This window comes from Bradyrhizobium sp. UFLA06-06, assembly GCF_054820065.1.
In genome coordinates this window covers 62,226-87,798 of record NZ_JADFUD010000013.1, presented here as the reverse complement: position 1 = coordinate 87,798, position 25,573 = coordinate 62,226, and the positions used below count along the sequence as shown (strand labels likewise).

At 65.0% G+C, this 25,573-nt stretch carries 26 protein-coding genes; 11 read left to right on the top strand and 15 right to left on the bottom strand.

All coding sequences use genetic code 11. The features are described 5' to 3' along the window. The first annotated feature begins 541 nt into the window (after positions 1-541). On the top strand, positions 542-1,291 hold the full coding sequence (locus IF803_RS14020) for a transglutaminase-like cysteine peptidase (protein ID WP_461192528.1): 750 nt from the start codon (positions 542-544) through the stop codon (positions 1,289-1,291). 97 nt (positions 1,292-1,388) lie between these two features. Here the strand turns inward: IF803_RS14020 and IF803_RS14015 are convergent, their stop codons facing one another. The 6 genes from IF803_RS14015 to IF803_RS13990 all read right to left on the bottom strand — a co-directional run bounded on the left by IF803_RS14015 (position 1,389) and on the right by IF803_RS13990 (position 8,236). Further along, entirely contained in the window at positions 1,389-2,588 is a 1,200-nt protein-coding gene (locus IF803_RS14015; RefSeq protein ID WP_225163332.1) for an ABC transporter substrate-binding protein, read from the bottom strand. 79 nt (positions 2,589-2,667) lie between these two features. Continuing rightward, positions 2,668-4,506, bottom strand: a complete 1,839-nt coding sequence (locus IF803_RS14010) for an AMP-dependent synthetase/ligase (protein WP_461192527.1) — start codon at positions 4,504-4,506, stop codon at positions 2,668-2,670. Positions 4,507-4,653: 147 nt separating this feature from the next. Then, a complete protein-coding gene (locus IF803_RS14005) occupies positions 4,654-5,433 on the bottom strand; it encodes an ABC transporter ATP-binding protein (RefSeq protein ID WP_018269124.1) in 780 nt (259 codons plus the stop codon). A 10-nt stretch (positions 5,434-5,443) separates the two neighbouring features. Continuing rightward, entirely contained in the window at positions 5,444-6,202 is a 759-nt protein-coding gene (locus IF803_RS14000; protein ID WP_028336610.1) for an ABC transporter ATP-binding protein, read from the bottom strand. Beyond that, positions 6,199-7,350: a branched-chain amino acid ABC transporter permease gene (locus IF803_RS13995; RefSeq protein WP_461192526.1), complete on the bottom strand. Its 1,152-nt coding sequence runs from the start codon at positions 7,348-7,350 to the stop codon at positions 6,199-6,201. Before IF803_RS13995 ends, IF803_RS14000 begins: the two co-directional genes overlap by 4 nt. 10 nt (positions 7,351-7,360) lie before the next feature. After that, on the bottom strand, positions 7,361-8,236 hold the full coding sequence (locus IF803_RS13990) for a branched-chain amino acid ABC transporter permease (RefSeq protein ID WP_461192525.1): 876 nt from the start codon (positions 8,234-8,236) through the stop codon (positions 7,361-7,363). 295 nt (positions 8,237-8,531) lie between these two features. Between IF803_RS13990 and IF803_RS13985 the strand changes: the two genes are divergently transcribed. Both IF803_RS13985 and IF803_RS13980 read left to right on the top strand, forming a co-directional pair. Continuing rightward, positions 8,532-9,284 carry an ABC transporter ATP-binding protein gene (locus tag IF803_RS13985; RefSeq protein ID WP_304497591.1) on the top strand — a complete coding sequence of 251 codons (753 nt, stop codon included), beginning with the start codon at positions 8,532-8,534 and terminating at the stop codon, positions 9,282-9,284. Further along, positions 9,281-10,798, top strand: coding sequence for a permease (locus tag IF803_RS13980; protein ID WP_461192524.1), 1,518 nt, complete (start codon positions 9,281-9,283; stop codon positions 10,796-10,798). The genes IF803_RS13985 and IF803_RS13980 overlap by 4 nt, the downstream gene beginning before the upstream one ends. A gap of 174 nt (positions 10,799-10,972) precedes the next feature. Here the strand turns inward: IF803_RS13980 and IF803_RS13975 are convergent, their stop codons facing one another. Beyond that, positions 10,973-11,911: an alpha/beta fold hydrolase gene (locus IF803_RS13975; RefSeq protein ID WP_461192523.1), complete on the bottom strand. Its 939-nt coding sequence runs from the start codon at positions 11,909-11,911 to the stop codon at positions 10,973-10,975. 170 nt (positions 11,912-12,081) lie between these two features. On the opposite strand from IF803_RS13975, the gene IF803_RS13970 reads away from it, so the two are divergent. From IF803_RS13970 to IF803_RS13960, 3 genes are read left to right on the top strand one after another with little or no spacing between them, the layout of a single operon-like run. Beyond that, a complete protein-coding gene (locus IF803_RS13970; protein ID WP_461192522.1) occupies positions 12,082-12,897 on the top strand; it encodes an MBL fold metallo-hydrolase in 816 nt (271 codons plus the stop codon). Positions 12,898-12,942: 45 nt separating this feature from the next. After that, a complete protein-coding gene (locus tag IF803_RS13965) occupies positions 12,943-13,995 on the top strand; it encodes an amidohydrolase family protein (RefSeq protein ID WP_461192521.1) in 1,053 nt (350 codons plus the stop codon). An 11-nt stretch (positions 13,996-14,006) separates the two neighbouring features. Then, a complete protein-coding gene (locus tag IF803_RS13960; RefSeq protein WP_461192520.1) occupies positions 14,007-14,939 on the top strand; it encodes a GNAT family N-acetyltransferase in 933 nt (310 codons plus the stop codon). A gap of 185 nt (positions 14,940-15,124) precedes the next feature. On the opposite strand, the gene IF803_RS13955 is transcribed toward IF803_RS13960, so the two are convergent. From IF803_RS13955 to IF803_RS13945, 3 genes are all read right to left on the bottom strand, one after another. Further along, on the bottom strand, positions 15,125-16,381 hold the full coding sequence (locus tag IF803_RS13955; RefSeq protein ID WP_461192519.1) for an aminopeptidase: 1,257 nt from the start codon (positions 16,379-16,381) through the stop codon (positions 15,125-15,127). A 114-nt stretch (positions 16,382-16,495) separates the two neighbouring features. Continuing rightward, the gene (pcaB, locus tag IF803_RS13950) at positions 16,496-17,857 is read right to left on the bottom strand and encodes a 3-carboxy-cis,cis-muconate cycloisomerase (RefSeq protein ID WP_461192518.1); all 1,362 of its coding nucleotides are present in this window, start codon (positions 17,855-17,857) and stop codon (positions 16,496-16,498) included. 60 nt (positions 17,858-17,917) lie between these two features. Continuing rightward, positions 17,918-18,307 (bottom strand): carboxymuconolactone decarboxylase family protein, encoded by a 390-nt coding sequence (locus tag IF803_RS13945; protein WP_461192517.1) that lies wholly within the window; start codon positions 18,305-18,307, stop codon positions 17,918-17,920. Between the two features lie 136 nt (positions 18,308-18,443). Between IF803_RS13945 and IF803_RS13940 the strand changes: the two genes are divergently transcribed. The 4 genes from IF803_RS13940 to IF803_RS13925 are packed head-to-tail and all read left to right on the top strand — an operon-like array spanning position 18,444 to position 22,049. Further along, positions 18,444-19,403 (top strand): Bug family tripartite tricarboxylate transporter substrate binding protein, encoded by a 960-nt coding sequence (locus tag IF803_RS13940; protein ID WP_028339167.1) that lies wholly within the window; start codon positions 18,444-18,446, stop codon positions 19,401-19,403. A 19-nt stretch (positions 19,404-19,422) separates the two neighbouring features. Continuing rightward, the gene (locus IF803_RS13935; protein ID WP_461192516.1) at positions 19,423-20,310 is read left to right on the top strand and encodes an NAD(P)-dependent oxidoreductase; all 888 of its coding nucleotides are present in this window, start codon (positions 19,423-19,425) and stop codon (positions 20,308-20,310) included. Continuing rightward, positions 20,307-21,287 carry a Gfo/Idh/MocA family protein gene (locus IF803_RS13930; protein WP_461192515.1) on the top strand — a complete coding sequence of 327 codons (981 nt, stop codon included), beginning with the start codon at positions 20,307-20,309 and terminating at the stop codon, positions 21,285-21,287. The genes IF803_RS13935 and IF803_RS13930 overlap by 4 nt, the downstream gene beginning before the upstream one ends. Positions 21,288-21,293: 6 nt before the next feature. After that, positions 21,294-22,049, top strand: a complete 756-nt coding sequence (locus IF803_RS13925) for a GntR family transcriptional regulator (protein WP_018269133.1) — start codon at positions 21,294-21,296, stop codon at positions 22,047-22,049. Here the strand turns inward: IF803_RS13925 and IF803_RS13920 are convergent. Then, positions 22,046-22,174, bottom strand: coding sequence for a hypothetical protein (locus IF803_RS13920; RefSeq protein WP_016847287.1), 129 nt, complete (start codon positions 22,172-22,174; stop codon positions 22,046-22,048). The genes IF803_RS13925 and IF803_RS13920 overlap by 4 nt on opposite strands. Before the next feature lie 387 nt (positions 22,175-22,561). Here IF803_RS13920 and IF803_RS13915 point away from each other — a divergent pair, with 387 nt between their 5' ends. Continuing rightward, the gene (locus IF803_RS13915) at positions 22,562-22,738 is read left to right on the top strand and encodes a hypothetical protein (RefSeq protein WP_461192514.1); all 177 of its coding nucleotides are present in this window, start codon (positions 22,562-22,564) and stop codon (positions 22,736-22,738) included. 285 nt (positions 22,739-23,023) lie between these two features. On the opposite strand, the gene IF803_RS13910 is transcribed toward IF803_RS13915, so the two are convergent. The 4 genes from IF803_RS13910 to IF803_RS13895 all read right to left on the bottom strand — a co-directional run bounded on the left by IF803_RS13910 (position 23,024) and on the right by IF803_RS13895 (position 25,246). Continuing rightward, on the bottom strand, positions 23,024-23,356 hold the full coding sequence (locus IF803_RS13910; RefSeq protein WP_461192513.1) for a hypothetical protein: 333 nt from the start codon (positions 23,354-23,356) through the stop codon (positions 23,024-23,026). Then, positions 23,344-23,637 (bottom strand): hypothetical protein, encoded by a 294-nt coding sequence (locus IF803_RS13905; protein WP_461192512.1) that lies wholly within the window; start codon positions 23,635-23,637, stop codon positions 23,344-23,346. Before IF803_RS13905 ends, IF803_RS13910 begins: the two co-directional genes overlap by 13 nt. Positions 23,638-23,866: 229 nt before the next feature. Next, complete coding sequence (locus IF803_RS13900) at positions 23,867-24,784, bottom strand: DMT family transporter (protein ID WP_461192511.1); 918 nt, start codon at positions 24,782-24,784, stop codon at positions 23,867-23,869. Between the two features lie 195 nt (positions 24,785-24,979). Further along, positions 24,980-25,246, bottom strand: a complete 267-nt coding sequence (locus tag IF803_RS13895; protein ID WP_155258580.1) for a hypothetical protein — start codon at positions 25,244-25,246, stop codon at positions 24,980-24,982. Positions 25,247-25,573: the final 327 nt, after the last annotated feature.

The following is a 25,573-nucleotide window of genomic DNA, read 5'->3' as shown; positions in this document are numbered from 1 at the left end:
GCATATCATCGGATAAAGCTTGGCGAAACCACGCTGTGCTTGCGCAAGGTGGTCCTGTAGTGCGGTTTGACTGGATGTGACTTGGCTCACGCTGTGAAGAGCCGTGTAGTTTGGGTTCGCTTGACGGTACCATAAGGTGGGATTTAAGCCAAGATACGTACTGAGCCACGTATTCGTGGTATTGATTGGCATTTCTGTACTTGCCTCTATTTCCCCATAGCCCAGAGCGGGCATTTGACCCCAATTTCCTGGCCAAAGCTGTGACTTAGCTTACAAATCACAGCGGTCCCGTGCGCGGACCGGCCGGGTTAACCAGAAGGCAAGGATGAGTTGCAAAGCAGTGGAAAAAGGTTCGCCGCTTCCTTTCACAAACCGGTAAAGTTTTCGGGACCCCAAGCAGGCGCCCTTTAGCCTCTTCCCCTGATTCCCCACATCTTAAGTCGATTCGAAGGGATCGTTCGCCATGCTGCCCGGCATGAAACGATCCGGTCGCGTGCGCGGTGCAATATCCACCCGCCGATGAGCGGACAGGGGGTGTCGGATGAGATTCTCGCTTCGCCCGCTTGCGCTGTGCGCCGTCATGCTGGGCTTTGGCCTGGCGCTGGCCGCGCCGGTTGCCGAGCTCAATGCCGCTTCGCTGCTCTCGCCCGGTCCGGCGACGCTGATCAGAAAGTCGACCGAGCCGTTCGGCCTGACGACCAGCCTGCTTGCCGACGGTGGCCTGCACGACAAATGGCTCGGCGTGCAGCGCCAGCTCGCCGACGAATTGGAGCAATTGGCAGTCTGCGAGAGCGACCGCGCCGGCTGTGCGTCGCCGGCGGCGCTGCGATTCCTGGCGATCGTCGATGCCGGACGGGCGCGTCAGGGTCGCGCCCGGCTCGGCGAGATCAACCGCGCGATCAACCTTGCGATCCGTCCGGGCAGCGATCTTGCGGCCTATGGCGAGCCCGACGTCTGGGCGACGCCGCTCGCCACATTCGCCAGCGGCAGCGGCGATTGCGAGGACTATGCGATCGCGAAATTGGTGGCGCTGCGCAAGGCCGGCGTCGCGCCGGAAGATTTGCGGATCGTCGTCCTGCATGACCTCGTCGGCGGCGAGGACCATGCGGTGGTCGCGGCGCGGCTCGACGGCCGCTGGCTGACGCTCGACAACCGCCGCATGGCGATGATCGAGGATAGCGACATCAGGAGTTTTCGGCCGACCTTCGTGATCGACCAGCATGGCGTCAGCCGCTATGTCGATGCCCCGCTCGTCGCCGAGGCCGCGTGGCGGCCGGCGCTGGTGAACTGACTGCGTCATTCCGGGGCGATGCGGAGCATCGAACCCGGAAGCTCGAGGTTCCGGGTCTGGTGCTCACGCACCATCCCGGAACGACCCGAGGGTCCGCTCAGAACATCAGATTATCCTTCACCAGCACCCAGCGGCCGCCCTTGACCTGCTGCACCTGGGTGATGGTGTTGGCGAGATGATCCGTCTTGGAGAACTTGGTCGGCGGCGAGCTGAAGATGTCGAGGAACTTGTCGCCTGACTCCAGCGAGTCCAGCATCTTCTGGCCGGAGAGGTCCTTGCCCGCCTTCTGCGCGTAGAAGGCGAAGGTCATCACCGCGTTGTAGCCGATGATCGCCTGGGTGTTGGCGTCGGTGTTGAACATCTTCTTGTAGTTCACCAGCCAGTCCTTCACCTTGCCCTTGGCCGTGTCCTCGTAAGGTATCTCGAAGCCCGACGCCGCATAGAGCCCTTCGACGGCTTCCTTGCCGAGCGCCGGCACTTCGAGCACGTTGGTCGGGGTGGCGCCGAGGAAGGTCACGTCCCAGCCGAGCTTCTTGGCCTCGTTCATCGCGCCGATGGTCTCGCGGATCACGGTGCCGAGCACGACGAGGTCGCAGCCGTCGGCCTTCATCTTGGCGACCTGCGCCGAGAAGTCGGAGGCGCCGCGCTTGTAGCTCGTGACCGAGGCCGGCTGTACCTTCATCGCGCCAAGCTGCTGGGTGAAGCCGTCGAGCACGTTTTTGCCGTACTCGTCATCCTGATGCATGATGCAGGGCTTCTTGAAGTTCTTCCACTCCATCATGTATTTGAGCGCGGCGCGCGTGCTCTCGACATAGGGCAGGAGGTTGTTGAACTTCAGCCGCTCCTGCGGCTTGGCGGGATCGAACTTGAAGGTGAATTCGGCAGCCGTCAGCGGGAACAGCTGCAGCACGCCGGCATCGAACAGGACGTCCTGCGCGGCAAGCACGGTCGGCGAACCCATCGGTCCGATCATCGCGAACACCTTGTCGCGCTCGACCATCTTCTGCGAGGCCAGCACCGCCTTCTTCGGATCGTAGCCGTTATCCTCCAGGATCATCTTGATCTTGCGGCCGTTGATGCCGCCGCCGGCGTTGATCTCCTCGACCGCCATCTTCATGCCGTTGGACACCGGAACGCCCCAGACCTTGATCGGGCCGGACAAGTCCTGATGCGTTCCGATCACGATCTCGGTCGGCGATATGCCTTCATTGGTGACCTTGGTCTGGGCTGCGGCCGGCAGACAGGTCAGCGCCAGCGCGCTCACCGCAAGGCCCAGCGCCTTCAGCGATTTCGACATTGCAGTCTCCTCCTTACATGGCCCATGTTGAGCGAAGGGTCGGGCCGGCTCGCTCCTTCGCCAATTTCCTTCTCTTCGGCTATGCCACCGCCCGTTCGCCATACATCGCGTCGATCTCGGCGGCGTAGCGCTTGTTCACGAAGCTCCGCTTCAGCTTCATGGTCGGCGTCAGCTCCTCGTCCTCGGGCGTGAGCTGGCGCTCGATCAGATAGAATTTCTTGACGGTCTCGACGCGCGCGAACTTCACGTTGACCGCCTCGACCTCGCGCTGGATCAGATCCTGGATTTCGCGGGCGCGGCACAGGCTCGCGTAATTGGTGAAGGGGATGTCGTGATCCTGGGCGTATTTCTCGACATTCTCCTGGTCGATCATGATCAGGCAGGTCAGATACGGCCGCTTGTCGCCGATCACGACCGCGTCCGAGACGTAAGGCGAGAATTTGAGCTGGTTCTCGATCTCGGACGGCGTGATGTTCTTGCCGCCGGAGGTGATGATAATGTCCTTCATCCGGTCGGTGATCTTGACATAGCCTTCATTGTCGATCGTGCCGACGTCACCGGTGTGCAGCCAGCCCTTCGCGTCGATCGTCTCGGCGGTCCTCTCCGGCTGGTTGAGATAGCCCATGAACAGGAAGTCGCCCTTGATCAGGATCTCGCCCTTCGGGCAGATCATCACCTCGCCCCAGGGCGCGGCCTTGCCAACCGAGCCGAGCTTGATGCGGTCCGCCGGCATCATGGTCGCGACGCCGCAATTCTCGGTCTGGCCGTAGACCTCGCGCATGTCGATGCCGAGCGCGAGATACCAGCGGATCAGATCCGGCGAGATCGGCGCGGCGCCGGTCAATGCGATCCGGCAGCGGTCGAGCCCGAGCATGCGGCGGATGTTGCGGAACACCAGCCAATAGGCCGCGCGGTTGGCGAGCCGCAACGACAGCGGCGGCGTCTCGCCCTGCAGCCGGCACTCGGTCATCCGGTTGCCGATCGCGAGCGCACGGGCGTACATCCAGTTCTGGAACGGGGTCGCATCTTTCAGCGCGATGGTGATGCCGGAATAGAACTTCTCCCAGATCCGGGGCACCGCGAGGAACGCAGTCGGCTGCACCTCGCGCAGATTGTCCGGCACCGTCTCCGGGCTCTCGGCGAAATTCATCACCGACCCCAGCGCGAGCGAGATGTAATAGCCGCCGACCCGCTCGGCGACATGGCAGAGCGGCAGGAACACCAGCCGCTCCTCGCTGTCGGTCGAGGGGTAGAGATCGTTGGCGTGGCGCATCTGGTGCGTCACGCTGCGATTGGAGTGCATCGCGCCCTTGGGCGGGCCCGTGGTGCCGGAGGTGTAGACCAGGATCGCGAGGTCGGAGGCGGTGCGGCTGCCGGTCATCTCGTCCCACAAGGCATCGTTGCCCTGGGCATGGTTGCGGCCGAGCGCGGTGAATTCGGCAAGCGACAGCACCATCGGATCGGAGAAGCCGGAGAGGCCCTCCATGTCGAACACGACGATCTTCTCCAGCGTCGGACAGCGCGAGCGGCAGGTCAGCACCTTGTCGAGCTGCTCCTCGTCCTCGACGAAGATCACCCGCGTGCGGGAATCATTGATGAGGTATTCGACCTGCGCCGCCGAATCAGTTGGATAAATCCCGGACGAGACGCCGCCGGCGCACAGGATGCCCATGTCGGCATAGACCCATTCCGGCACCGCATTGGCGATGATCGAGCCGACGTCGCCGGGGCGGAAGCCGGTGGCATGCAGGCCGAAGGCGATGTCCTTGGAAATCTGCAGCCATTCGCGCCAGCTGGTCGGCTGCCAGATGCCGAACTTCTTCTCGCGGATCGCGGGCCTGTCGCCACGCGTCTGAACCGCGAGCAGAAAGCTCCTCGCGATCGTGTCGGCAACCGTCAGCACCGCTGATCCTGCCATGCGCGCTCCCTCCTCTGCCGCCTGCCTCGCGCGCCGGGTTGTTGTGCCGGTCTTGTTTGCGAGCCAAGCCTGAAATCTAGCTCCAACCCTCTCTCAACGCAGCGTCGACTTTCGTCGACGCGAGCCTTCTTCAGCGCCAAGTCCTTCTCAACGCCACGTCTTCTTCTTTTTCCAGCGCCGCTCGCCCCGCGCGCCCGCTTCCTTGGCGCCGAGATAGAATTCCTGGATATCGGGTGAATTCATCAGCCGCTCGCAGGTATCGTTCATGACGACGCGGCCGATCTCCAGCACATAGCCGTAATGCGCCGTCTCCAGCGCGATCTTGGCATTCTGCTCGACCAGCAGGATCGACATGCCCTGCTCCTCATTGACGCGGCGGATGATGGTGAAGATCTCCTTCACCAGGATCGGCGACAGCCCGAGCGACGGCTCATCGAGCAGCAGCAGCGTCGGCCGGTTCATCAGCGCCCGCCCGATCGCCAGCATCTGCTGCTCGCCGCCCGAAAGCTGCCCGGCCGGCTGGCCGAGCCGCTCCCTCAGCCGTGGAAAATAGCCGTAGACGCGCTCGAGGTCCTGCGCCACACCGTCGCGGTCCTTGCGCAGATAGGCGCCCATCATCAGGTTTTCGCGTACCGACAGGAACGGAAACACCTCGCGCCCCTCCGGCACGTGGCTGAGGCCGAGCCGCACGATCCGGTCGGCCTCCATGCGCTGGATCGGCTTGCCGAGGAATTCGATCGAGCCCTTCTGCGGGTCGAGGATGCCGGAGATCGTCTTCAGGACCGTGGTCTTGCCGGCGCCGTTGGCGCCGAGCAGCGTCACGATCCGGCCGCGCGGCACCTCAAGGCTGATGCCGCGGATCGCCATGATCGGCCCGTAATAGCTTTCGATGTTGGAGAGCTTCAGGATGATGTCCGCTGTGCTCATGGCATCATCCTCATGCGCCGAGATACGCTGCGACGACGTCGGGATGGTGCTGCACCTCGGACGGCGAACCCATCGCCAGCACGCGGCCGTAGTTCAGCGCGATGACGCGGTCGGAGACGCGGTTGACCAGCGTCATGTCGTGCTCGACCATCAGCACGGTGATGCCGAGCTCGCTCTTCATGTCGCGGATCCAGAACGACATGTCGTCTGTCTCCTCGACATTGAGTCCGGAGGACGGCTCGTCGAGCAGGATCAGCTTCGGCTCCGAGCACAGCGCCCGCGCCAGTTCGATCACCTTGCGCACACCGTAAGGCAGTCCCGAGATCAGCTTGTCGCGGTAGGGCTCGAGATCGAGGAACTCGATCACCTGCTCGACGCGGCGGCGATGTGCCTTCTCGCCGGCGCGGACGCTCGGCAGGAACAACAGCTCCTGCCAGAGCCGGGTGGTGGAATGGCGATGGCGGCCGACCAGGAGATTGCTCAGCACGGTCGCGTTCTCGAACAGCTCGATGTTCTGGAAGGTGCGGGCGATGCCGAGTTTCGCGATATCGTAGGCCGGCTCCTGGGTGATGTCCTGATCCTCGAAGAAGATCTTGCCGGAGGTCGGCGGGTAGATCCGCGAGATCAGGTTGAAGATCGAGCTTTTGCCGGCGCCATTGGGCCCGATGATCGAGAGGATCTCGCCCTTCTCGACCGCGAAGCTGACCGCATCGACCGCCTTGAGGCCCCCGAAATGCAGCGACAGGTTCTCGGCGCGGAAATAGCTCATCTGTTCCGCTCCGATTTCACGTAGATCTTCTGCCGTTTGAAGGTCGCGCGCTTGTAGAGCGGGAACAGCTGGAAGAAGAGCTTGATCTTGAGCCAGCGGCCGTAGAGTCCGAGCGGCTCAAACAGCACGAACAGCACGATGATGATGCCGTAGATCGCACCCTTCAGTCCGTTGGCGGAGGCGAAGGCTGCGACCGCGTCCTGGATGTGGCCCGCGCGCTCGGAGCCGGCACCGAGGGTCGCAGCAATGCCGCCGATCACGCCGGGCATATCGTCCTTCAGATAGGTCAGGAACGGATCGATCATGACCAGGAAGATCGCGCCCAGCACCGCGCCGTGCAGGCTGAACGTGCCGCCGATCAGGATCACGATGATGAACTCGATCGAGAGCTGCAGCGTGAACATCTCGGGCGAGATGAAGGACAGCTTGTGCGCGAACAGCACGCCGGCAAAGCCGGTGATCGCCGCCGAGATCGCGAACGACTTCACCTTGTAGAGCGCGACATTGATGCCCATGCTGCGCGCCGCGGTCTCGCTGTCGCGGATCGCGACGAAGGCGCGCCCGGTCGGCGAGCGCAGCAGATTGAGCGTGCCGACGATGGTCAGCACCAGCACCGCAAGACAGAGATAATAGAAGGTCGGGCCGTCGCGCGACACCGTGGAGCCGAGCAGCTGCATGGTCTTGACCCGCATGCCCTCATTGCCGTTGGTGACGCTTTCCCAGCGCGCCAGGATCTCCTCGACGATGAACGCAAAGGAGATCGTCGCGATCACCAGATAGATGCCCTGCAGCCGCAGCGCCGGAAATCCGACCAGCGCGCCGACCACGCCGGTCAACAGCCCCGCGGCGAGGAAGTAGACCGGGAACGGCACATTGAACTGCTGCAGATAGGCCGCGGTGTAGGCGCCGATCGCAAGAAACGCGGCATGGCCGAGCGAGGCCTGTCCGGTGAAGCCGGTCAGGATCAAGAGCCCGACGCCGACGGTCGCGTAGATGCAGACGAAGACGAGCTGGCTCATCAGATAGCTTGAGAGCGTGTAGGGCGCGATCAGCAGCACCGCCAGCAACAGGCCGTAGGAATAGATGTAGCCCGAGTGCGGGAACAGCTTGATGTCGTCTTCGTAATCGGTCTTGAAGAGAAACCGCATGTGTCGCTCCTCAGACCTTCTTGCGGACATGAAGGCCGAACAGGCCTTCGGGCTTGAGCAGCAGCACCGCGAGCAGCACGATGTAGGGCGCGACGTCCTTCCATCCCTGCGGCAAATAGAAGCCGGCCATGCTCTCGATCACACCGATCAGGACACCGCCGACCACGGCGCCCGGGATCGAGCCGAAGCCGCCGAGCACCGCAGCCGGAAACGCCTTCAACCCCAGCACCAGGCCGACATTGGAATGAATGAAGGTGATCGGCGCCAGCAGCACGCCGGCGCAGGTCGCGACCGCGGCCGAGATCGCCCAGACGATCGAGACCACCCGCTTGACCGGAATGCCCATGTAATAGGCAGCCAGCATGTTCTCGGAGCTGGCGCGCATCGCGGTGCCGAGCGTGGTGCGATTGAAGAACAGATAGAGCAGCGCACACAGGATGACGGTCGCCGCGATCACCGACAGCTTGTCGTAGGCGAGCACCAGGCTGCCGATCCTCAGGACGCCCTGGCTGAACGGCGTCTCGATCTTGAAGTCGTCGGTGCCCCAGATCATGCCGGAGATCGAGCGCAGGAAATAGCCGAGCCCGATCGTCGCCATGATGATGGAGAACTGCGGATAGCCGAGGATCGGCCGCACCACGAGCCGCTCGGCCAGCATGCCGAACAGCGCCATGCAGATCACCGCGCCGGCGAACCCGACCCAGTAATTCAGCCCGAGCATGCCGATGAAGGTGAAGGCGAAAAAGCCGCCCAGCATCATCAAATCGCCTTGCGCGAAATTGACGACCTCGGTTGCCTTGTAGACCAGCACGAAGCCGAGCGCGATCAGGCCGTAAACGCAGCCGAGCGCGATGCCGCTGACGAGCTGCTGAACAAAGTCCAGCATCGTTCCCTCCCCGATGCCCGGCGATTCTTATCCGATCGCTCGTTGCATCCCGCCCTCACGCCCTTGTGTCTGGAGCGCTGAAAGCCGCCTATGTCCGCCCCGATTGAGCCAAAAGGCTCGATCCCTGTCAACAAACCGCTGATGTCGCTGTATCATCACATTTGCGGAGATTTGCCGCAGCACGGACTAATACGGGTATCGCCTTTGATTTGCCCCGTGCGATTCACTGCACCGAAACGGTTTTTGTCCAAAGCTTGCGCAACCGACGAGCGAACTTCCGGATCGCCACCACGCCATGACACCTGAACTGTCCGCACTCGCCGTGCGAGGGTTAACCAAGCGTTTTGACCGCCCGGCGGTCGACGCGCTCGATCTCACGATCCGTGTCGGCGAATTCTATGCGCTGCTCGGGCCGAACGGCGCCGGCAAGACCACGACGCTGCGCATGGTGGCGGGGCTATTGCGGCCCGATGCCGGCTCGGTGTCGATCCTCGGCATCGACGCGCTCGCCGATCCGGTCGCCGCCAAGCAGGTCATGGCCTGGGTGTCCGACGAGCCGATGATCTACGACAAGCTGACGCCGCTGGAATATCTCGAATTCGTCGCCGGCCTGTGGGGCATCGATCCGCGCACCTCGGAGGGTTCGGCGCGCGATCTCCTGATGTCGCTCGGGCTCGAGCCGCATCTCAACGAGCGCTGCGAAGGCTTCTCCAAGGGCATGCGCCAGAAGGTGGCGCTCGCCGGCGCGCTGGTGCACGATCCCCGCCTGATCATTCTCGACGAACCGCTGACCGGCCTCGACGCGCTGTCGGCGCGTCACGTCAAGGGACTGCTGCAGGAGCGCGTCCGCGCCGGCTGCACCGTGATCATGACGACCCACATTCTCGAAGTCGCCGAGCGGATGGCCGATCGGATCGGCGTGATCGCGGCCGGCAGGCTGATCGCCGAGGGCACGCTGGCCGAGCTGCGCGAGCAGAACGGCCGCAACGACACCACCCTCGAGGACATGTTCATCGCGCTGGTCGATACCGAAGCGGCGGCCGCGTGAGCTCGGTCGCCCACCTCACCTGGTTCGCGCGCCACGAATTCCGCCTGGCGTGGCGCGAATGGCTGGCGATGATGACCGGCGGCCGGCGCCGGCGCAATCGCGCCGTGATCGGCCTCTTGATCTTCGCGGCGATCCTGCATCTGCCGGCTTATGCCGTGGTCAGCCGCTATGCCGACCTGCGGTTTCCGCTCGACCCGTCGTCGCTGATCGTGCTGACCGCGACGATCTTCCTGGCCTGGGCGCTGATGCTCTCGCAGGCGATCGAGTCGGTGACGCGCGTGTTCTACGCCCGCGCCGATCTCGATTTGATCATGTCGTCACCGGCGAAGCTTACCAACATCTTCTCGATCCGGATCGCCGCGATCGCGCTGACGGTGAGCAGCATGGCGCTCTTGCTGTCGACGCCGTTCATCGACGTGCTGGTCTATCTCGGCGGCCCGCGCTGGCTCGCCGGCTTCGGCGTAGTCCTTGCGATCGGGCTGTCGGCGGCAGCCACCGCGATCGCCGTCACCGCGTTCCTGTTCCGTCTGATCGGGCCGAGCCGGACGCGGCTGGTGGCGCAGGTCGTCTCCGCCGTGATCGGTGCGGGCTTCGTCATCGCGCTGCAGGTCGTGGCCGTGCTGTCCTATGGCACGCTGTCGCGCTTTGCCTTTCTGACCTCGGAAACCGCGGCGCGAATTGCCCCCGCCCCCGACAGCCTGCTGTGGTGGCCGGCACGGGCATCGCTCGGCGAGCTCGAAATCATGATGCTGCTGCTCGCCGCGGCGCTGGTGATGCTCGGCGGCGTGATGGCGATATTCGCACACCGGTTCGCGGATACGGTCGCCAGCGTCGCCGCCAATCCGGCTGCGGTGACGCGGGGGCGCGCCCGCGCGTTCCGGGCGGGCTCGCGGCAGCAGGCGCTGCGGCGCAAGGAATTCTTGCTGCTGCGCCGCGATCCCTGGCTGCTGTCGCAGAGCCTGATGCAGATGCTCTATCTGCTGCCGCCGGCGTTGATGCTGTGGCGCAGCTTCTCCGGCACATCGACTGCGATCGTGCTGATCACGCCCGTCATCGTCATGGCCGCAGGCCAGCTCGCCGGCGGGCTCGCATGGCTGACCATCTCCGGCGAGGACGCGCCCGATCTGGTGGCGACCGCACCGCTGCCGCCGTCACGCGTGACCCGCGCCAAGGTCGAGGTGGTCCTGTTCGCCATCGCCGTGGTCTTCGCCCCGCTGGTGGCCGCGCTGGCGTTTGCCTCGCCAGGGCAGGCCGCGGTCACGGCGATCGCGATCATCATCGCGACCGCATCCGCCGCCGCCGTCCAGCTCTGGTTCCGCGCGCAGGCCAAGCGCAGCCAATTCCGCCGGCGTCAGACCTCCTCCCGCATCGCCACTTTCGCGGAAGCCTTCTCCTCGATCGGCTGGGCCGCAACCGCGGCGCTGGCCCTGACAATCCCGACGGCCGCGCTGGTCAGCGGCATTCTGACGCTGCTGACGCTTGCCATCGCCTGGAAGATCAGCCCGCGGCGCTAAAGCATGATGAGATTAGGTTCAGCTGGAACGGCGTCGAAAGTTCACCTCTCCCTCGGGAGAGGTCGATTTGCACAGCAAATCGGGTGAGGGGTTACGGTCTATCCAGAGAGCAAGAGCCCTCACCCGGATTGCTTCGCAATCCGACCTCTCCCCGATGGGGAGAGGTGAACCGACTTAGATCCTCATCACCTCCAGCACTGCGGCGGCAAACGCCTCCGGCGCTTCCTGCGGCAGATTGTGGCCGGCATGCGGAATCAGGCGATGGGCCAGGCGGCCAGTGTACTTTGCCGCGGTACGACTGCCGTCGGTCGCGAACGTCACGCCGTCGTCGGCGCCGTCGAGCGAGATGGCGGGGACCCTGATGACAGGCAATGTGTCGAGCCGCCGCTGCAAATCCGCATATTGCGGATCCCCATCGACAACGCCGTAGCGGTGCCGATAACTGTGGATCACGACGTCGACATAATCAGGATTGTCGAACGCAACCGCAGTCCGCTCGAAGCAGGCGTCGTGGAACGCCCAGCTCGGTGACCATTGCGACCACAGGATTTTGGCGATGCCGCGCCGGTTGGCGGCGAGCCCCGCCCGCCCCCGCTCGAGCTGGAAGTAGTACTGATACCACAGCGCCACCTCGCGATCCGGCGGCGCCGGCACCATTGCATGCGCGATGTCCTGGATCATGTAGCCGTTGGTGCAGACGAGTCCGATGCATCTTTCCGGCCACAGCGCCGCACCGATAGATGCGGCGCGGCCGCCCCAGTCGTAGCCGGCGAACACCGCGCGCTCGATGCCGAGCGCGTCCATCAGCGCCATCAAGTCGGCGCCGACCGCCGCCTGCTCGCCCGAGCGTGGCGTTGACTTGTCGCGGAACGCCGTCGGTCCGTAGCCGCGCAGATAGGGCACGATGACCCGACAGCCTTGCGCCGCCAGCAGGGGCGCGACGTCCACATAGGAGTGGATGTCGTAGGGGAAGCCGTGCATCAGTATCACGGCCGGCCCATCGGATGGGCCCGCTTCGTAATAGGCGATGCTGAGCACACCGGCGTCGACCTGCCGTAACGGCTCGAGCCGTTTGGTCGAAGGCGCGCGCTGCGATGAGACGTTATCAGTCACGCAGAACTCCCTGATCTCGGTTTGCGCGGCATCCTAGCGTGTCCCGACGCAATAATCGCCGGCTCGTATTGCAGCCCGCGCCATGGAGCGATGCACGGGCCTCATCATGACGGCGCGCCAATTGCGCGCTAGTCTTATCGTCCGCGGATGCCGCCGCAGACGGAACAGTCATGCTGAGATTGCTCGCCGCGCTCGTGTTGCTGGGAACGTTCACCAGCCACGCCTTCGCGCAGGATGCCCAGCGCAGCGAATGCCTGGCGATGGCCAATGCGCCGCCGCGCGCCGTCCCGGTGAACTACCGGCGCGTCGCAGCCAAAGCCGACGAGGTCGCGATCACCTATGCCGGCCATTCGACCTATTACATCGACACGCCGGGCGGCATCCGGATCGCGACCGACTATAACGGCGTCTATCGGACCGGGCGGCTGCCCGACGTCGCGACCATGAACCGGGCTCACGCGACCCATTACACGCTGTTTCCCGATCCCAAGATTCCCCACGTGCTGCATGGCTGGGGAGAGAACGGCCAGGCCGCGCATTACGCTGAGCGCATCGGCGACGTCTATATCCGCAATGTCACCACCGACATCCGCCGCTACTGGGGCGAAGACTCCGGCGGCGAGATGATCAAGGACGGCAATTCGATCTTCATCTTCGAGGTCGCCGGCCTCTGCATCGGCCATCTCGGCCACCTCCACGTCAAGCTCGACGACAGCCATTTCGCCGCGATCGGCCGACTCGACATCGTGATGGTGCCGATCGACGGCACCTATACGATGTCGCTCGACGGCATCTCCGAGATCACCAGGCGATTGCGCGCCGCCGTCGTGCTGCCGATGCACCGCTTCGCTACCCCGCTCGACGAGTTCATGCGCCTGATCGGCCAGCAGTTCGAGATCGATCGCCGCGGCGGCGAGCGCACCTTGCGGATTTCGCGCGACACCCTGCCGGCGACACCGACGGTGATCATTCTCGACGGCGTGTGACGTCTCTGTTCAAGAAGAAGCAAAACCAAACGGGAGTGAAAATCGATGGTTGCCAGCACTCTGCCCGCCTCCGCCAGCGGGCTCTATGCCAACCCGCGCGAAGACTGGCTCGCCCAATACACTGAAGAGATCATCGATCCGGCCCGGCCGATCGTCGATCCGCATCACCATCTCTGGGATCGCGGCGGGCTTCGCTATCTGATCGAGGAGATGCGCGACGACATAGCCTCGGGCCACAACATCGTTGCCACCGTCTATGTCGACTGCCGGTCGATGTACCGCGCCGATGGGCCGGAGGCGTTCCGCCCGGTCGGCGAGGTCGAGTTTGCCAACGGCGTCGCGGCGATGGCGGCGAGCGGCGGCTACGGCAAGGCGGCGATCTGCGCCGGCATCGTCAGCCACGTTAATCTTCTGATCGGCGATCAGGCCAAGGCGGTGCTGGAGGCGCAGATTGCCGCCGGCAACGGCCGGTTCCGCGGCATCCGCCACTCCTCGGCCTGGGACGAGGATCCCAACGTCGCCCACATGTACGCGAACCGGCCGAAGGGCATTCTGCTGGACTCCACCTTTCGTAGGGGGTTCGCCTGCCTGGCACCGCTCGGCCTCAGCTTCGATGCCTGGTTGTTTCACCCGCAGATCGGCGAACTGACCGACCTCGCCCGCGCCTTTCCCGATACCAGGATCGTGCTCGACCATTGCGGCGGCCCGGTCGGCACCGGCCGCTTCGCCGGCAAGCGCGCGGAGACCTTTCCGGTCTGGAAGGCGTCGATCCAGGAGATCGCCCAATGCCCGAATGTCGTCGTCAAGCTCGGCGGGCTGGCGATGTGCCTGCTCGGCTACGACTTCCACCTCCGCCCCAGGCCACCCTCGTCGGAGGAACTCGCCGCCGCCTGGCGGCCTTATATCGAGACCTGCATCGAGGCGTTCGGTCCGGACCGTTGCATGTTCGAGAGCAACTTCCCACCTGATAAGGGGCAATGCAGCTACCAGCTCATCTTCAACACCTTTAAACGGCTTGCATCACAATATAGCGAAGCCGAAAAGACGGCGTTGTTCTTGAAGACGGCAAAGGATGTCTATCGGCTCGATATCGGGTAAACTCTCGACTCATGGATGACGGCATCACCATCCGGCCGCTTCGAGAGGCTGATGCGGAAGCGGTGGTCGAACTTTACGCAAAGGCAGCCGCGGTGGAACCGCGGCTAGGCCCTGTCACGCTGCCGCAATGGGATCAGTTCCTGAAGCTGCCGCAGAACCGCGGCGGGCGCGACTTTCGCGTTGCCGAGCGCAATGGCGTGCCCTGCGGCCTCGCCGAGTCGTCGTTGCGCGACCAGGGCGCGCATCATTCCCGGTTCCTCAAGATCGTCGTGGCGCCCGAGATGCGGCGCCACCGGATTGGCCTCGCACTGTTCGACCACGTGCTTGCGATCGACACCGATTCCAATCTCGCCGTACAGACGCTGGTGAGCAGCGACTGGCCGGCCGGAATGGCCTTCGTGGCTGCCTTCGGCTTTGTTCATGTCGAGTCCGAGATCGGGATGAAGTGCGTCGAGCCGCTGCAGCCGGCGCGCACGCTCGCGGCCGCGCACGCCACCATCGAGCAGGTCAGCGACGTCACCGCCTGCGCGGGCGAGGTCGCGCGCATCCACAATGCCGCCTATGCCTCGGACGCCGCCTTCCGCCTGTATTCGCCGGAGGAGATGGCGCAGGTTTTGACCGAGAGCGAAGTCTGGATCGCGTCGGAGGATGGACAAATGTCGGGCTTCTGCCTGACCGAGCCGGAACGGAACTCAATGTGGATCGAGTCGGTCGCCGTCGACCCGGTGCGGCAGGGACGCGGGCTCGGCCAGTTGCTGGTCTATCGCGTGCTGGCCGCCCACGATGTCTCGACCGAGCACCCCTGTTGGCTCAACGTCTCGAGCCGCAACGCTCCCGCGCTGAAGATCTATCGCCGGCTCGGCTTCAAGCCGCAGCACGAGACCTGCCGCTTCAGCGCCCCGCGAGGCGAACTGATCGCCGCGCGGGAGCGCAGGTTTCGCTAGTTTGCCCTCATTGTTGATGCGGTGACACAGGTTTAACCCCGTCACCCTGAGGTGCTCGCGAAGCGAGCCTCGAAGGGCGAACGGCCGAAGTCTCTCCGCGCACGCGATATCCGGGCCGTCCATCCTTCGAGGCGCGCAAGGGCGCGCACCTCAGGATGACGGGATTAGGCAGGTGAGCCGCGCCCTTAAGCCCACTCGCCCTTGCGGAACACCGGCACGCTGCGGCCGTCGGCGTGGATGCCGTCGATGTCGGTGTGGGCGGAGCCGATCATCCAGTCGATATGGATCAGGCTCTTGTTGCCGCCCTGCTCGGCGATCTGCTGCGGCGTCAGCTTGTCGCCGCCAACGAAGCATTTCGAGTAGCACTGGCCGAGCGCGATGTGCGAGGCGGCGTTCTCGTCGAACAGCGTGTTGAAGAACAGCAGCCCACTCTTCGAAATCGGCGAGGAGTGCGGCACCAGCGCGACCTCGCCGAGGCGGCGCGCGCCCTCGTCGGTGTCGAGCACCTTCTTCAGCACTTCCTCGCCGCGCGAGGCCTTGGCCTCGACGATGCGGCCTTCCTCGAACTTGACCGAGATATTGTCGATCAGCGTGCCCTGATAGGACAGCGGCTTGGAGCTGACGACGTGGCCTGAGACGCGGCGGCAGTGCGGGGTGGTGAAGACTTCCTCGGTCGGGATGTTGGCATTGCAGACGATGCCGTTCTTGGCGGTCGACGCACCACCCTCCCATTCATGACCGTCGGCGAGGCCGATCGTGAGGTCCATGCCGGGTCCGGAATATTTCAGCGCGTGGAAGCGCTGGCCGTTCAGCCATTCGGTGCGCTCGCGGAGCTTCGCATTGTGCTGTGCCCAGGCGGCGACGGCGCCGTCCTGATCGACCCGGGAGGCGGAGAAGATCGCATCCGCAAGCTTGGCCACCGCGACGTCCTCGGCATCGTCGGGGAACACCTGCTTGGCCCAGGACGTGCTCGGATAGGCGATGATGTTCCAGTTGGTGTCGAAATTGACGATCTTCTCCAGTGCCGGCTGGTAGGCGATCGAATTGGCCTTGCTGGCGCGCGCCACCTTGGCCGGGTCTTCGCCCGACAACAGCATCGGATTGTCGCCGACGATCGCAAGCCGCGCGGTGTTGGCGCCGAACGCCTTCGCCATGCCCTCATAGAGCCAGCTTGCGGCACGATCGAAACTCGCATCGCTGGCGTAACGGTAGCGCGCCAGCGTGAGCTCTTCGTCCGAGAAGAACGGGGTCACGAGACCAGCACCGGCCTTGTAGGCATGCTCCACCACCCGCCGCACCAGCGGCATCGCCGCGGCAGGCGCCGTCAGCAAGAGATCCTGGCCCGGCTGCAGCTGCAGGCCGACCTTGATGGCGACTTCGGCGAGCCGATCAAGTTTCACGGGATCGATCGAGGCGGAAAGGTTGCGTTGATGTGCGGTCATGAAGCGCCGTGTCGTTTGAGGAACTCTCGGGATTCGTAGTCCAATTCGATCCGCATCCGCAAGGTTCCCGGCCACCGCGCTCGATCACGCGACGGCGAGCAATTGCCTCGAATTTTACCGCTTCACCGAGGCCAGCACGCGGTCGACCATCTCGGGCGCGAGGCCGAGATAGTTTTTCGGCGCGGTGAGGCGGTCGATCGTCGCCCGATCGATCCGGCTGGCAACGCGATCATCCGCGGCCAGCGCCTCGGCCAGCGTCAGGCCCTTGTCGTTGGCGACGCGGCAGGCGTCATAGACCACGTCATGCGCCTCCTGCCGGCCGATCGCGGGCGCGAGGCCCATCATCACGGCTTCGGCCACGATCAGCCCGCGGCTGATGTCGAGATTGTCGGCCATCCGCCGCTCGTCGACGATCAGGCCGCCAAGCGCGAACCTCGCCTGATGCAGCGCGCCCGCGGTCAGCACGAAGCTTTCCGGGATCGCCATCCATTCGGCGTGCCACGGACCGGTGGCGCGCTCGAAATCCTGCACCATCGCATCCAGCATCAGGCCGGCATGCTGGCGCACCGCCTTGGCGGCGGCGAGCATCAACTCCGACGAGATCGGGTTGCGCTTCTGCGGCATGGTCGAGGACGCGCCGCGCCCCTTCACGAACGGCTCGTAGACCTCGGCGAACTCGGTCGACGCCATGATCATGATGTCGAGCGCGATCTTGCCGAGCGTTCCCGTGACCAGCGCGAGGAAATTCACCACTTCCGCCAGACCGTCGCGGGCAACATGCCAGGTGGAGACGGGCACGCCGAGGCCGAGCTCTTCGCACAGCGCCTGCTGGACCTCGAAACCCTTGTCACCCAACGAGGCCAGCGTGCCGGCGGCGCCGGCGAACTGGCCGACCAGCACGCGCGGCTTCAGCTCCACGAGCCGCGCAGCGTGGCGATCGAAGGCGGCGAGCCAGATCGCGGTCTTGTAGCCGAAGGTCACCGGCAGCGCCTGCTGCAGATGGGTGCGCCCGGCCATCGGCGTGTCGCGGTATCGCTTCGAGAGATCAGCCAGGATGCCGCGCAGCGCGGCGATGTCGTCCTCGATGATCTTCAGGCCATCGCGCAGCTGCAGCACCACGGCGGTGTCCATGATGTCCTGCGTGGTCGCGCCCCAATGGACATAGCGGCCGGCCTCGCGGCATTGCTTCGCCATCTGATGCACCAGCGGCAGGATCGGATAGCCGACCACGTCGGTCTCCTGCCGCAGCAGATCGAAATCGAATGTGGCGACATCGGTCCGTTTTGCGATCTCCTCGGCCGCTTCTGCCGGGATCACACCGCAGCGCGCTTCGGCCCTTGCCAGCGCGACTTCGACTTCGGCGTAACGCTCGATCAGCCGCAGGTCGGAAAACACCTCGCGCATCTCGCGCGTGCCGAAGGCATCGCGAAACAATACGGAATCGAGCACGGTGGTCGAGGTCGGGAAGGCGGACATGGGCAGATCCTGTTGCCGGTCGCGGTCGGCAACGTCCCTATCACGGCAGAGGCCGGTGCCCTACCCCTCAGGCGGCACCTCGCCGAACACCTCGGCTGCGATCTTGCTGGTCTCGATCGCGGCCGGAATGCCGCAATACATCGCGACCAGCAGCAGCACGTCCTGCACCTGCGCGGCGGTGCACCCATTGGCCAGCGCGCCCTTGGCATGGACGCGGAACTCGGCCGGCTTGCTGCTCGCCGCGGTGATGCCGAGCATCACGAGGCTGCGGATCTGGTCGGACAGCCCGCTGCGCTCCCAGATGTCCCCGTAGACATAGGCATTGATGATGTCTTGCAGCGGCGTGCCGAAATCGCCGGCAGCGGCCATCCGCTTGGCGACATCGCCCTCGCCGAACATCTTTTGCCGCCGGCGCAGTCCGCGCGCATGGAGATCGCTGATGTCCACCATCGTCGTCGGGCTCCCTGAATGGACTATTTATACGGATAAATACGACGCACCTCAACATTCCGGGAGGCCTGACGCTTGCCTTTCTGATGTATTTGTCCGTATAAATTTGCAAAAGCAGACACGGGAGGGGACCGGGATGAAGTTACGGCTGGGACTGCTCGTCGTCCTGCTTGCGACGCTTCCGGTCCTGCCGGCTTTCGCGGCCGACGATTTCCCGCAACGGCCGCTCAAGATCATCGTGCCCTTCCCGGCCGGCGCCGGTCCCGACAATGTCGCGCGGCTGGTCGGCCAGCATCTGCAGGACGCCTTCGGCCAGACCGTGCTGATCGAGAACCGCGCCGGCGCGCTCGGCAGCATCGGCGCCCAGGAAGTCGCCCGCAGCGCGCCCGACGGCTACACGCTGTTGATGGGCACCAACACCACCCATGCCAGCAACGTCGCGACGCTGAAGAGCCTGCCCTACGACCCGGTGAAGGACTTTGCACCCGTGATCCGCACCACCACGACGGCGATGGTGCTGCTGGTCAATCCGAAGCTCGCGGCCAGGGACCTGCCGCAGTTCCTCAGCTACGCCAAGGCCAATCCCAATTTGACCGCGGGCTATGGCTCCGGCGCCTCGCAGATCTCGATCGCCCAGCTGCAATCGCGCGGCGGCCTGTCGCTGATCGCGGCGTCCTATCGCGGCGTGCCGCAGGCAATGACCGACGTGATGGCGGGGGTGATCGATCTCACCTTCGGCGACTTCTCGGTCGCGATCCCGCAGATGCAGGGCGGCACCTTGCGCGGCATCGCCGTGACGTCGGCGGCCCGCAACGAGCTGACGCCGGACCTGCCCGCGCTCGCCGAAGCGATGCCAGGCTTCGAGGCCACGATCTGGTACGGCCTGTTCGCGCCCGCCGGCACGCCGGAACCGGTGGTTAGCAAGCTCTACGCCGAGTGTGCGAAATACCTCGCGATGCCGGAGACGAGGAAGAAGCTCGCCGATGTCGGCGTGATGGTGGCGCCGCTGGCGCCGGCCGAGTTCGGCGCCTTCGTCAGGAGCGAGGTCGTGCGCTGGTCGGCGGAGGTCAAGGCGGCCGGTATCCAGCCGCAATAAAGCGAGGCGGCGTCGCATCATGGCTCGCGAGACACCTGTTGGCATGATTGGCCTGGGGCTGATGGGATCGGCGCTCTCCGCGCGGCTGATCGACGCCGGCATCGGGGTGATCGGCTTCGACATCGACGCCGCAAAGACGGATGGTCTGAGAGCCAGCGGCGCCGAGTTCGCGGCGTTCGCCGCCGACGTCGCGGCGCGCTGCCGGACCATCGTCATCGCGGTGTATGACGCGGCCCAGGTCAGGACGTTGCTGCCGGACCTCGCCAACGCGACGCCGCCGCCGCGCGTCATCTGCACCACCACCTGCGCGCCGGGTGAGATCGTGGCAATCGCCGAATTCGCCTCCCGCTCGCACCTCGCCTTTATCGAAGCGCCGATCTCGGGGACCAGCGCCGAGGTGCGTGCGGGCACCGCCACCGCGCTGGTCGCCGGCGATGCCGACGTCATCGACGCCGCCGCGGCGACGCTCGATATCCTCTGCCCGCAGCGGATCAATGTCGGCGCGGTCGGCAATGCCAGCCGCACCAAGCTCGCCATCAACCTCATCCTGCAGAACAACCGCGCCGCGCTGGCCGAGGGCATCGCCTTTGCCGAGAGCCTCGGCCTCGACGGCGCGGTGTTCCTTGCGACCGCGCGGCAATCGGCGGCATATTCCAAGGTGATGGACAGCAAGGGGCCGAAGATGCTGGCGCGGGATTTCTCGCCGCAATCGCACATCGCGCAGACCTTGAAGGATGCCGAACTGATCCTGCTGGAGGCCGGTCGGCACGGCCTGCCCTTGCCGCTGACCTCGGTGCAGGCCGAACTGCTGCGCGCGGCGATCGCGCTTCAAGGGCCGGACAACGACAGCGCCGCGGTCATCGAGGCGATCCGGGCCGGCCGCGGCCACGGTGAGGGACAGTCATGATCAACTGTGCGATCGCGGGCCTCGGTCGATGGGGCCGCGCACTGGTCGGGGCCGCGCGCAACGAGCCGCGGCTCAGGATCGTCCGCGCGGTGGAACCCGACGCCAACGGCGCCGCCAGCTTTTGCGAGACGCACGGCCTCTCCGTCACGGCGAGCCTGGACGATGTCCTCGCCGACCCTCGCGTCGATGCCGTGCTGCTGGCGACGCCGCATTCGCTGCACAAGGGCCAGGTGAGCGCGGCAGCCGGCGCCGGTAAGCAGGTGTTTTGCGAGAAGCCGCTGGCACTTCGGCGCGCCGATGCCGCAGAGATGTTCACGGCGTGCCGCAGCGCCGGCGTGGTGCTCGCGGTCGGGCATAACCGCCGGTTCTGGCCGTCGATGCAGGCGCTGCGCGCGGTCACGGCCAGCGGCGAGCTCGGCACCATCCTGCATGTCGAGGGCCACAACAGCAACGAGAACTCGCAGAGCATCACGCAGGGCTGGCGGCTGTCGCCCGAGGAATCGCCGGGCGGCGGCCTGACCGGCGCGGGGCTGCATGTGCTCGACGGCTTCGTCAGCCTGCTCGGCCCCGCGCGCCAGGTCTATGCCCGGTTGAGTGCGCGCGAGGCGGGACCGCCGCCGCTCGACACTACAACCTTGACGATTGAATTTGTGAATCACGTCAGCGGTACACTTGCGACGATCCGCGCAACACCGTTCTATTGGCGAATTCATGTGTTCGGCACGGAAGGATCGGCCGAGGTGCTCGACGAACTGACGATGGTGCTGCGGAAATCCGGCGAGGCGCCTGCGATCACGCGCTATCCGGCGATCGACACCCTGACCGCGGAACTTGCGGCCTTTGCCGACGCTGTCGAAGGCAAGCAGCCGTTCCCGGTGCCTGAAGCGGACGTGCTGGCGACGCTCGCCGCGTTCGAGGCCGCGCTGCAGTCGATGTCATCCGGACATCCGGTTGCCTGCCATATGGCATGCCAGTGATCTGCCATGTCTGAACAACCGGACAGGGCGAGATCGTCCCGCTACCGCGACATCGCCACCGGGCTGCAGAAGGACATCCGGCTCGGCACCTACGCGGTCGGCAATCTGCTGCCGACCGAGACCGAACTGATGGCGAGCTACCAGGCCAGCCGGCAGACCGTGCGCGAGGCGCTGCGCATCCTGATCGACCAGGGCCTGATCGTGCGCCGCGCCGGCCTCGGCTCGGTGGTGATCGCCTCCGAGCCGCCGGTGCTGTTCACCCACAGCGTCAAGTCGCTCGGCGAGTGGCTGCGCTATTCCAACGAGACCTATCGCGAGGTCGTGGCCAGCAGCGACATCGTGGCTGACCGCAAGCTGGCCGGGCTTTTGAAATGCGAGCCCGGCAAGAGCTGGTTCCTGATCGAGGCGGTGCGCCGCTCCGACCAGTTCGCCGCGCCGCTCGGCTGGGCCGAGATCTATGTGCTGCGCCGGTTCGCCGATGTCGTGACCCGCAGCGACCACGGCCGCACCCCGGTGCATGAGCAGATCGCCAGGATGTACGGCCAGGTCACCGAGCGCGCGCAGATGGAAATCTTCGTGCGGGGCATGCCGGCGCCGATCGCCAGGGCGCTCGGCGTCAAGACCGGCTCGCCGGCGCTCACCGTGGTACGCCGCTACTACGGGCAGCGCGAGGAACTGTTCGAGGTCACCATCACCACGCACCCCGAAGGGCGCTACACCTACACGATGGATATGCAGCGCTCGCTGCGGCCGAAGCTCTAGCGCACCCGGGCCAGATGGGTGCTGGCAGAGGTATGTGCCGTCTGCGGGGTGCCGCTCACGCCCCAGATCGCGACCGCGATCAGCGCGGCCGCCCAGACATAAGGCACAGCATTCAACTTCTTCATTTCCGGGATCATCCCCAACGTCTCAGGAGGACCGACTGACCTCTCGACCCAGGTCGTGAATCTCACCACCGCGGTCCTCAGCGTCTCACCAGGCAGCCGTCCTTCACAACGCTACTAAGGTTAGACCTTGTCGGTTTCAGGACGCCTTCGTGCGAATCCGGAAATGATTTCGTCGGAACCGGGCTCTCTCATCCGAATTGATGAGACGGCGGGCCGAAGCGGTTCGGCTCCATTCGAGGCAACACTTAAGAGAATTTTCTGCCCAAATTTGAATCAGACGCACCGCAAACCTTCCAAAGATGCGCCCACTAAATTCTTTTTGATTGTCGCCCCGACTCCCGCCGTGCCATCAGGACCTGTGACGCTGTGATGACAAGGGCTTCTCCCGTGACTGCCGAACCGGCCAAATCGCAAGGCGACTCCCGTCGCCGCTCCAAGGAAACCCAGGACGAGGTCGCGCGGTCGCTGGAACGGGAATTGAAGCTGCTGACGGAAGAGCGCCAGGAGCGCGCGCTCCGGTTCGGCCTCGACATTGCGGGCAAGACGCCGAAGGTGGACCAATAAGGTCGCCGCCGCGCTGAGAGCCTCGGGCGCACAGTTTTCATAGCACTGTCGATTCGCGCGGCCGTCTGCCATGGCAGGCGTGCGTGTTGGCGTACGCCGGTTGTGATTTCCTGCAGCCATGCCGGCGAGGTCGCTGCGCGGGCACGACGCCTTCTGCACTATTGCAACGACCAGTCCCAGCTACAACGTCCGCCGCGGCGTATGGGTCCCGGCCTTCGCCGGGACGACGCGAAGGAAGCCGAGCTTCACGTGACCGAAATGGATAGAGACGCGGCCGCGCTCGAGCTATTGCGCGCCCGGCGCTTCAGCATCGGCCTTCACGTCGCGGCCGAAGCGATCCTTGCCGCTGAGTCTGGCCTTGCCGCCATCGAACGACAGCAGCCATCGGCGGTCGGTATCGCCGCCGACCAGACGCAGGTCGATCGAGAATGTCTGGTTGTCCTGCCACGTCCCTTTCAGCGCCATCACGCCGAGCGCCGTTGGCTGACCGAGACGGTAGGCACCGTCGAGCCCGATCGGTCCCGCAAGTGTCGTCACCGGCCTCGCCGGATCCGGCGTCGCCGTTTCCAGTTCGTAGTGCGCGGGCTGATCCGTCAGATGCAGCGTCAGCGCCCGCAAGTTGAAGCCATTGGGAAGCGCCAGGTCTTGCCGGAGATGGCGGCGGCCGTCTCCGGCACGGCACCAACGGCCAACGGCTTTTCGGTTGCGATATCGCGCAGCGCGCTCGCGAGTCGGTTGCCGCCGACGGAGTTCACCGGCAGCGCCGTGTCGGATTTGACCGCGCCTGAAATCTCGTCGGCCATTCTGCCGAACGAGCAGTAGTCGCGCGCGGTCACGACCGTGACGATGTCGAGCGCGGGAAACAGCATGACGAGCTGGCAGCGGTCGCCGACCGCCATGACAACCTGCCGCTGCGGCATCACCCAGAAGAAATTGGCGTAGCGTAACGATGGATCGAACGAGGCGTGCATGTCCGTCGCCGCATGCCTGATGCGGTCGACCCAGCCGGTCGGCAGCAGCCGCTGCCCGTCCCATTCACCGTCATGCAGATAGAGCAGGCCGATCCTGGCCGCGTCGCGCGGCGCGAGCTGAAGCCCGCCGCCGCCAATCGGGACAGCGGCAAGCCGTTTAGCGCTGCCGCTGCGCGAGATAGAATCCGGCCAACACGGCGGCCAATCCGGCCGCCTGCAGCGTGGTCGGTGGCTCGCCGATCAGGAGCCATCCCAACAGCAGGGTCAACACCGGCACGGTCGCAGGAAACACGGCTGCGCGGGCAACGCCTAGGCGCTGGATCGACACCGCGAACAAATACATCGCAACGGGCCCGGCCAGGATCCCCTGGGCGATGGCTTGTAGCGCGTTTTCATGCAGGCCGATGGAAGCATCGCGAGCGAGCCCACCCGAGGCGGCATACAGGGGAAACAGCGAGAGCGACAGCACGCTGATGACGCTGGCCACGGAGAACGCCGAGACACGCCAATGGCGCACCAGCGTGGCGAAGCCCGCGAACATCAAGCCGGTCGCAACGAAGATCAAGTCGCCCATCACGGCGCTCGGCCCCATATGGCCGATCGACTCGCTGCCGATCACGGCAAGTCCGACGACGATGACGACAGCGCCGGCTGCGCGCGAGAGCGAGACCGATTCCTTCAGCAAGACGACCGCGAGAAACAATCCGCCCAGCGTCGCGCAAGACGGCTGGATCACGCTGCCATGCCCCAGCGGCACGAACATGAAGCCGGCATAGCTGATCAGCGACATCACCGGCCCGCCCAGCAGCATCAGCGCCATGCCGCGCCCCCAACCGATGCCGCAGAGGTCGCGGAGGCCGGCGCGCACAACGAGCGGCAGGAAGGCAATGCCCGACCACAGGAAGCGATGCATCAGCAGGTCGACGGGCGTGAACCCGACCTTCAGGCCGTGCCGCGTCGCCACGAAGCCGAGCGCCCAGCACAGCGCCGCGCCGAGGCCGCAGGCGACCCCGAGCAGAATGGCTTTCGGATCCGGAAGGGTTTTAGCCTTGGCATTGGCCGGACGTTCGTTCATCGCGAACGACTACGTGAGCTGCCGAGACGGATCAACCCATTGAGGTGCAGGGCTGATTGGCGCAACGCTGCCGGCGTCCGCTTGGGCTGCGCGGTGACGTCACTCCGCGCTGCCGCGATGTCCGCTCTGGCCAAAGGGCGACCTTGCGGCCGGTCGCTCTAGGCGAAGCTGACCTTCACAGACAAGAAGTGCGACTTACTTCCGCGGCTCGACCACCGTCTTTGTCGATCCGTCCGGCGCTGCCTGCATTCCCGGCGGGCTTTGACCTTGCGGGCTTTCCGGCGGCGCACCACCCGATCTTGTTTCAAGCGGCCCGGTCCATCCTTGTGGCTGCAATTGACCTTTTTCTTCCGGTGCCGAGCGTCCAGTTGCCGTGTTCACGTCCTTCTCGGGATCGGGCTGGGCTATCGCAAATCCACACGACAACGCCCAGCCAATCGTCGTCATCAGAATGATCCGCATTCGGACCTCCCTTGGCTGATCGTAGCAAACCGGCTGGAGCGGCTTCAGTTCCTTGCCGAAGGAGGCGGCAGAACTGGCGACAGACGATGTCCGCTACGGGTTAAAGGCCGACATCATTCCGCGCCGCCGCGAATTCCATCTTGAGCCAGGAGCTGGCGCTCGGATGTGCGGCATCAATCTTAAGCCGCGGGCGAGCCGCTGCGTTGAGGAAACAGACGAGGTGCGCCCTCAGGAAGTAACCCGTAAGCCTGGAGCACGCCGTAGACGAGCGCTGCTAGAATGATGAAACCGACGATGCGATTGAGTTTGAACACCTAACCTCGAAGC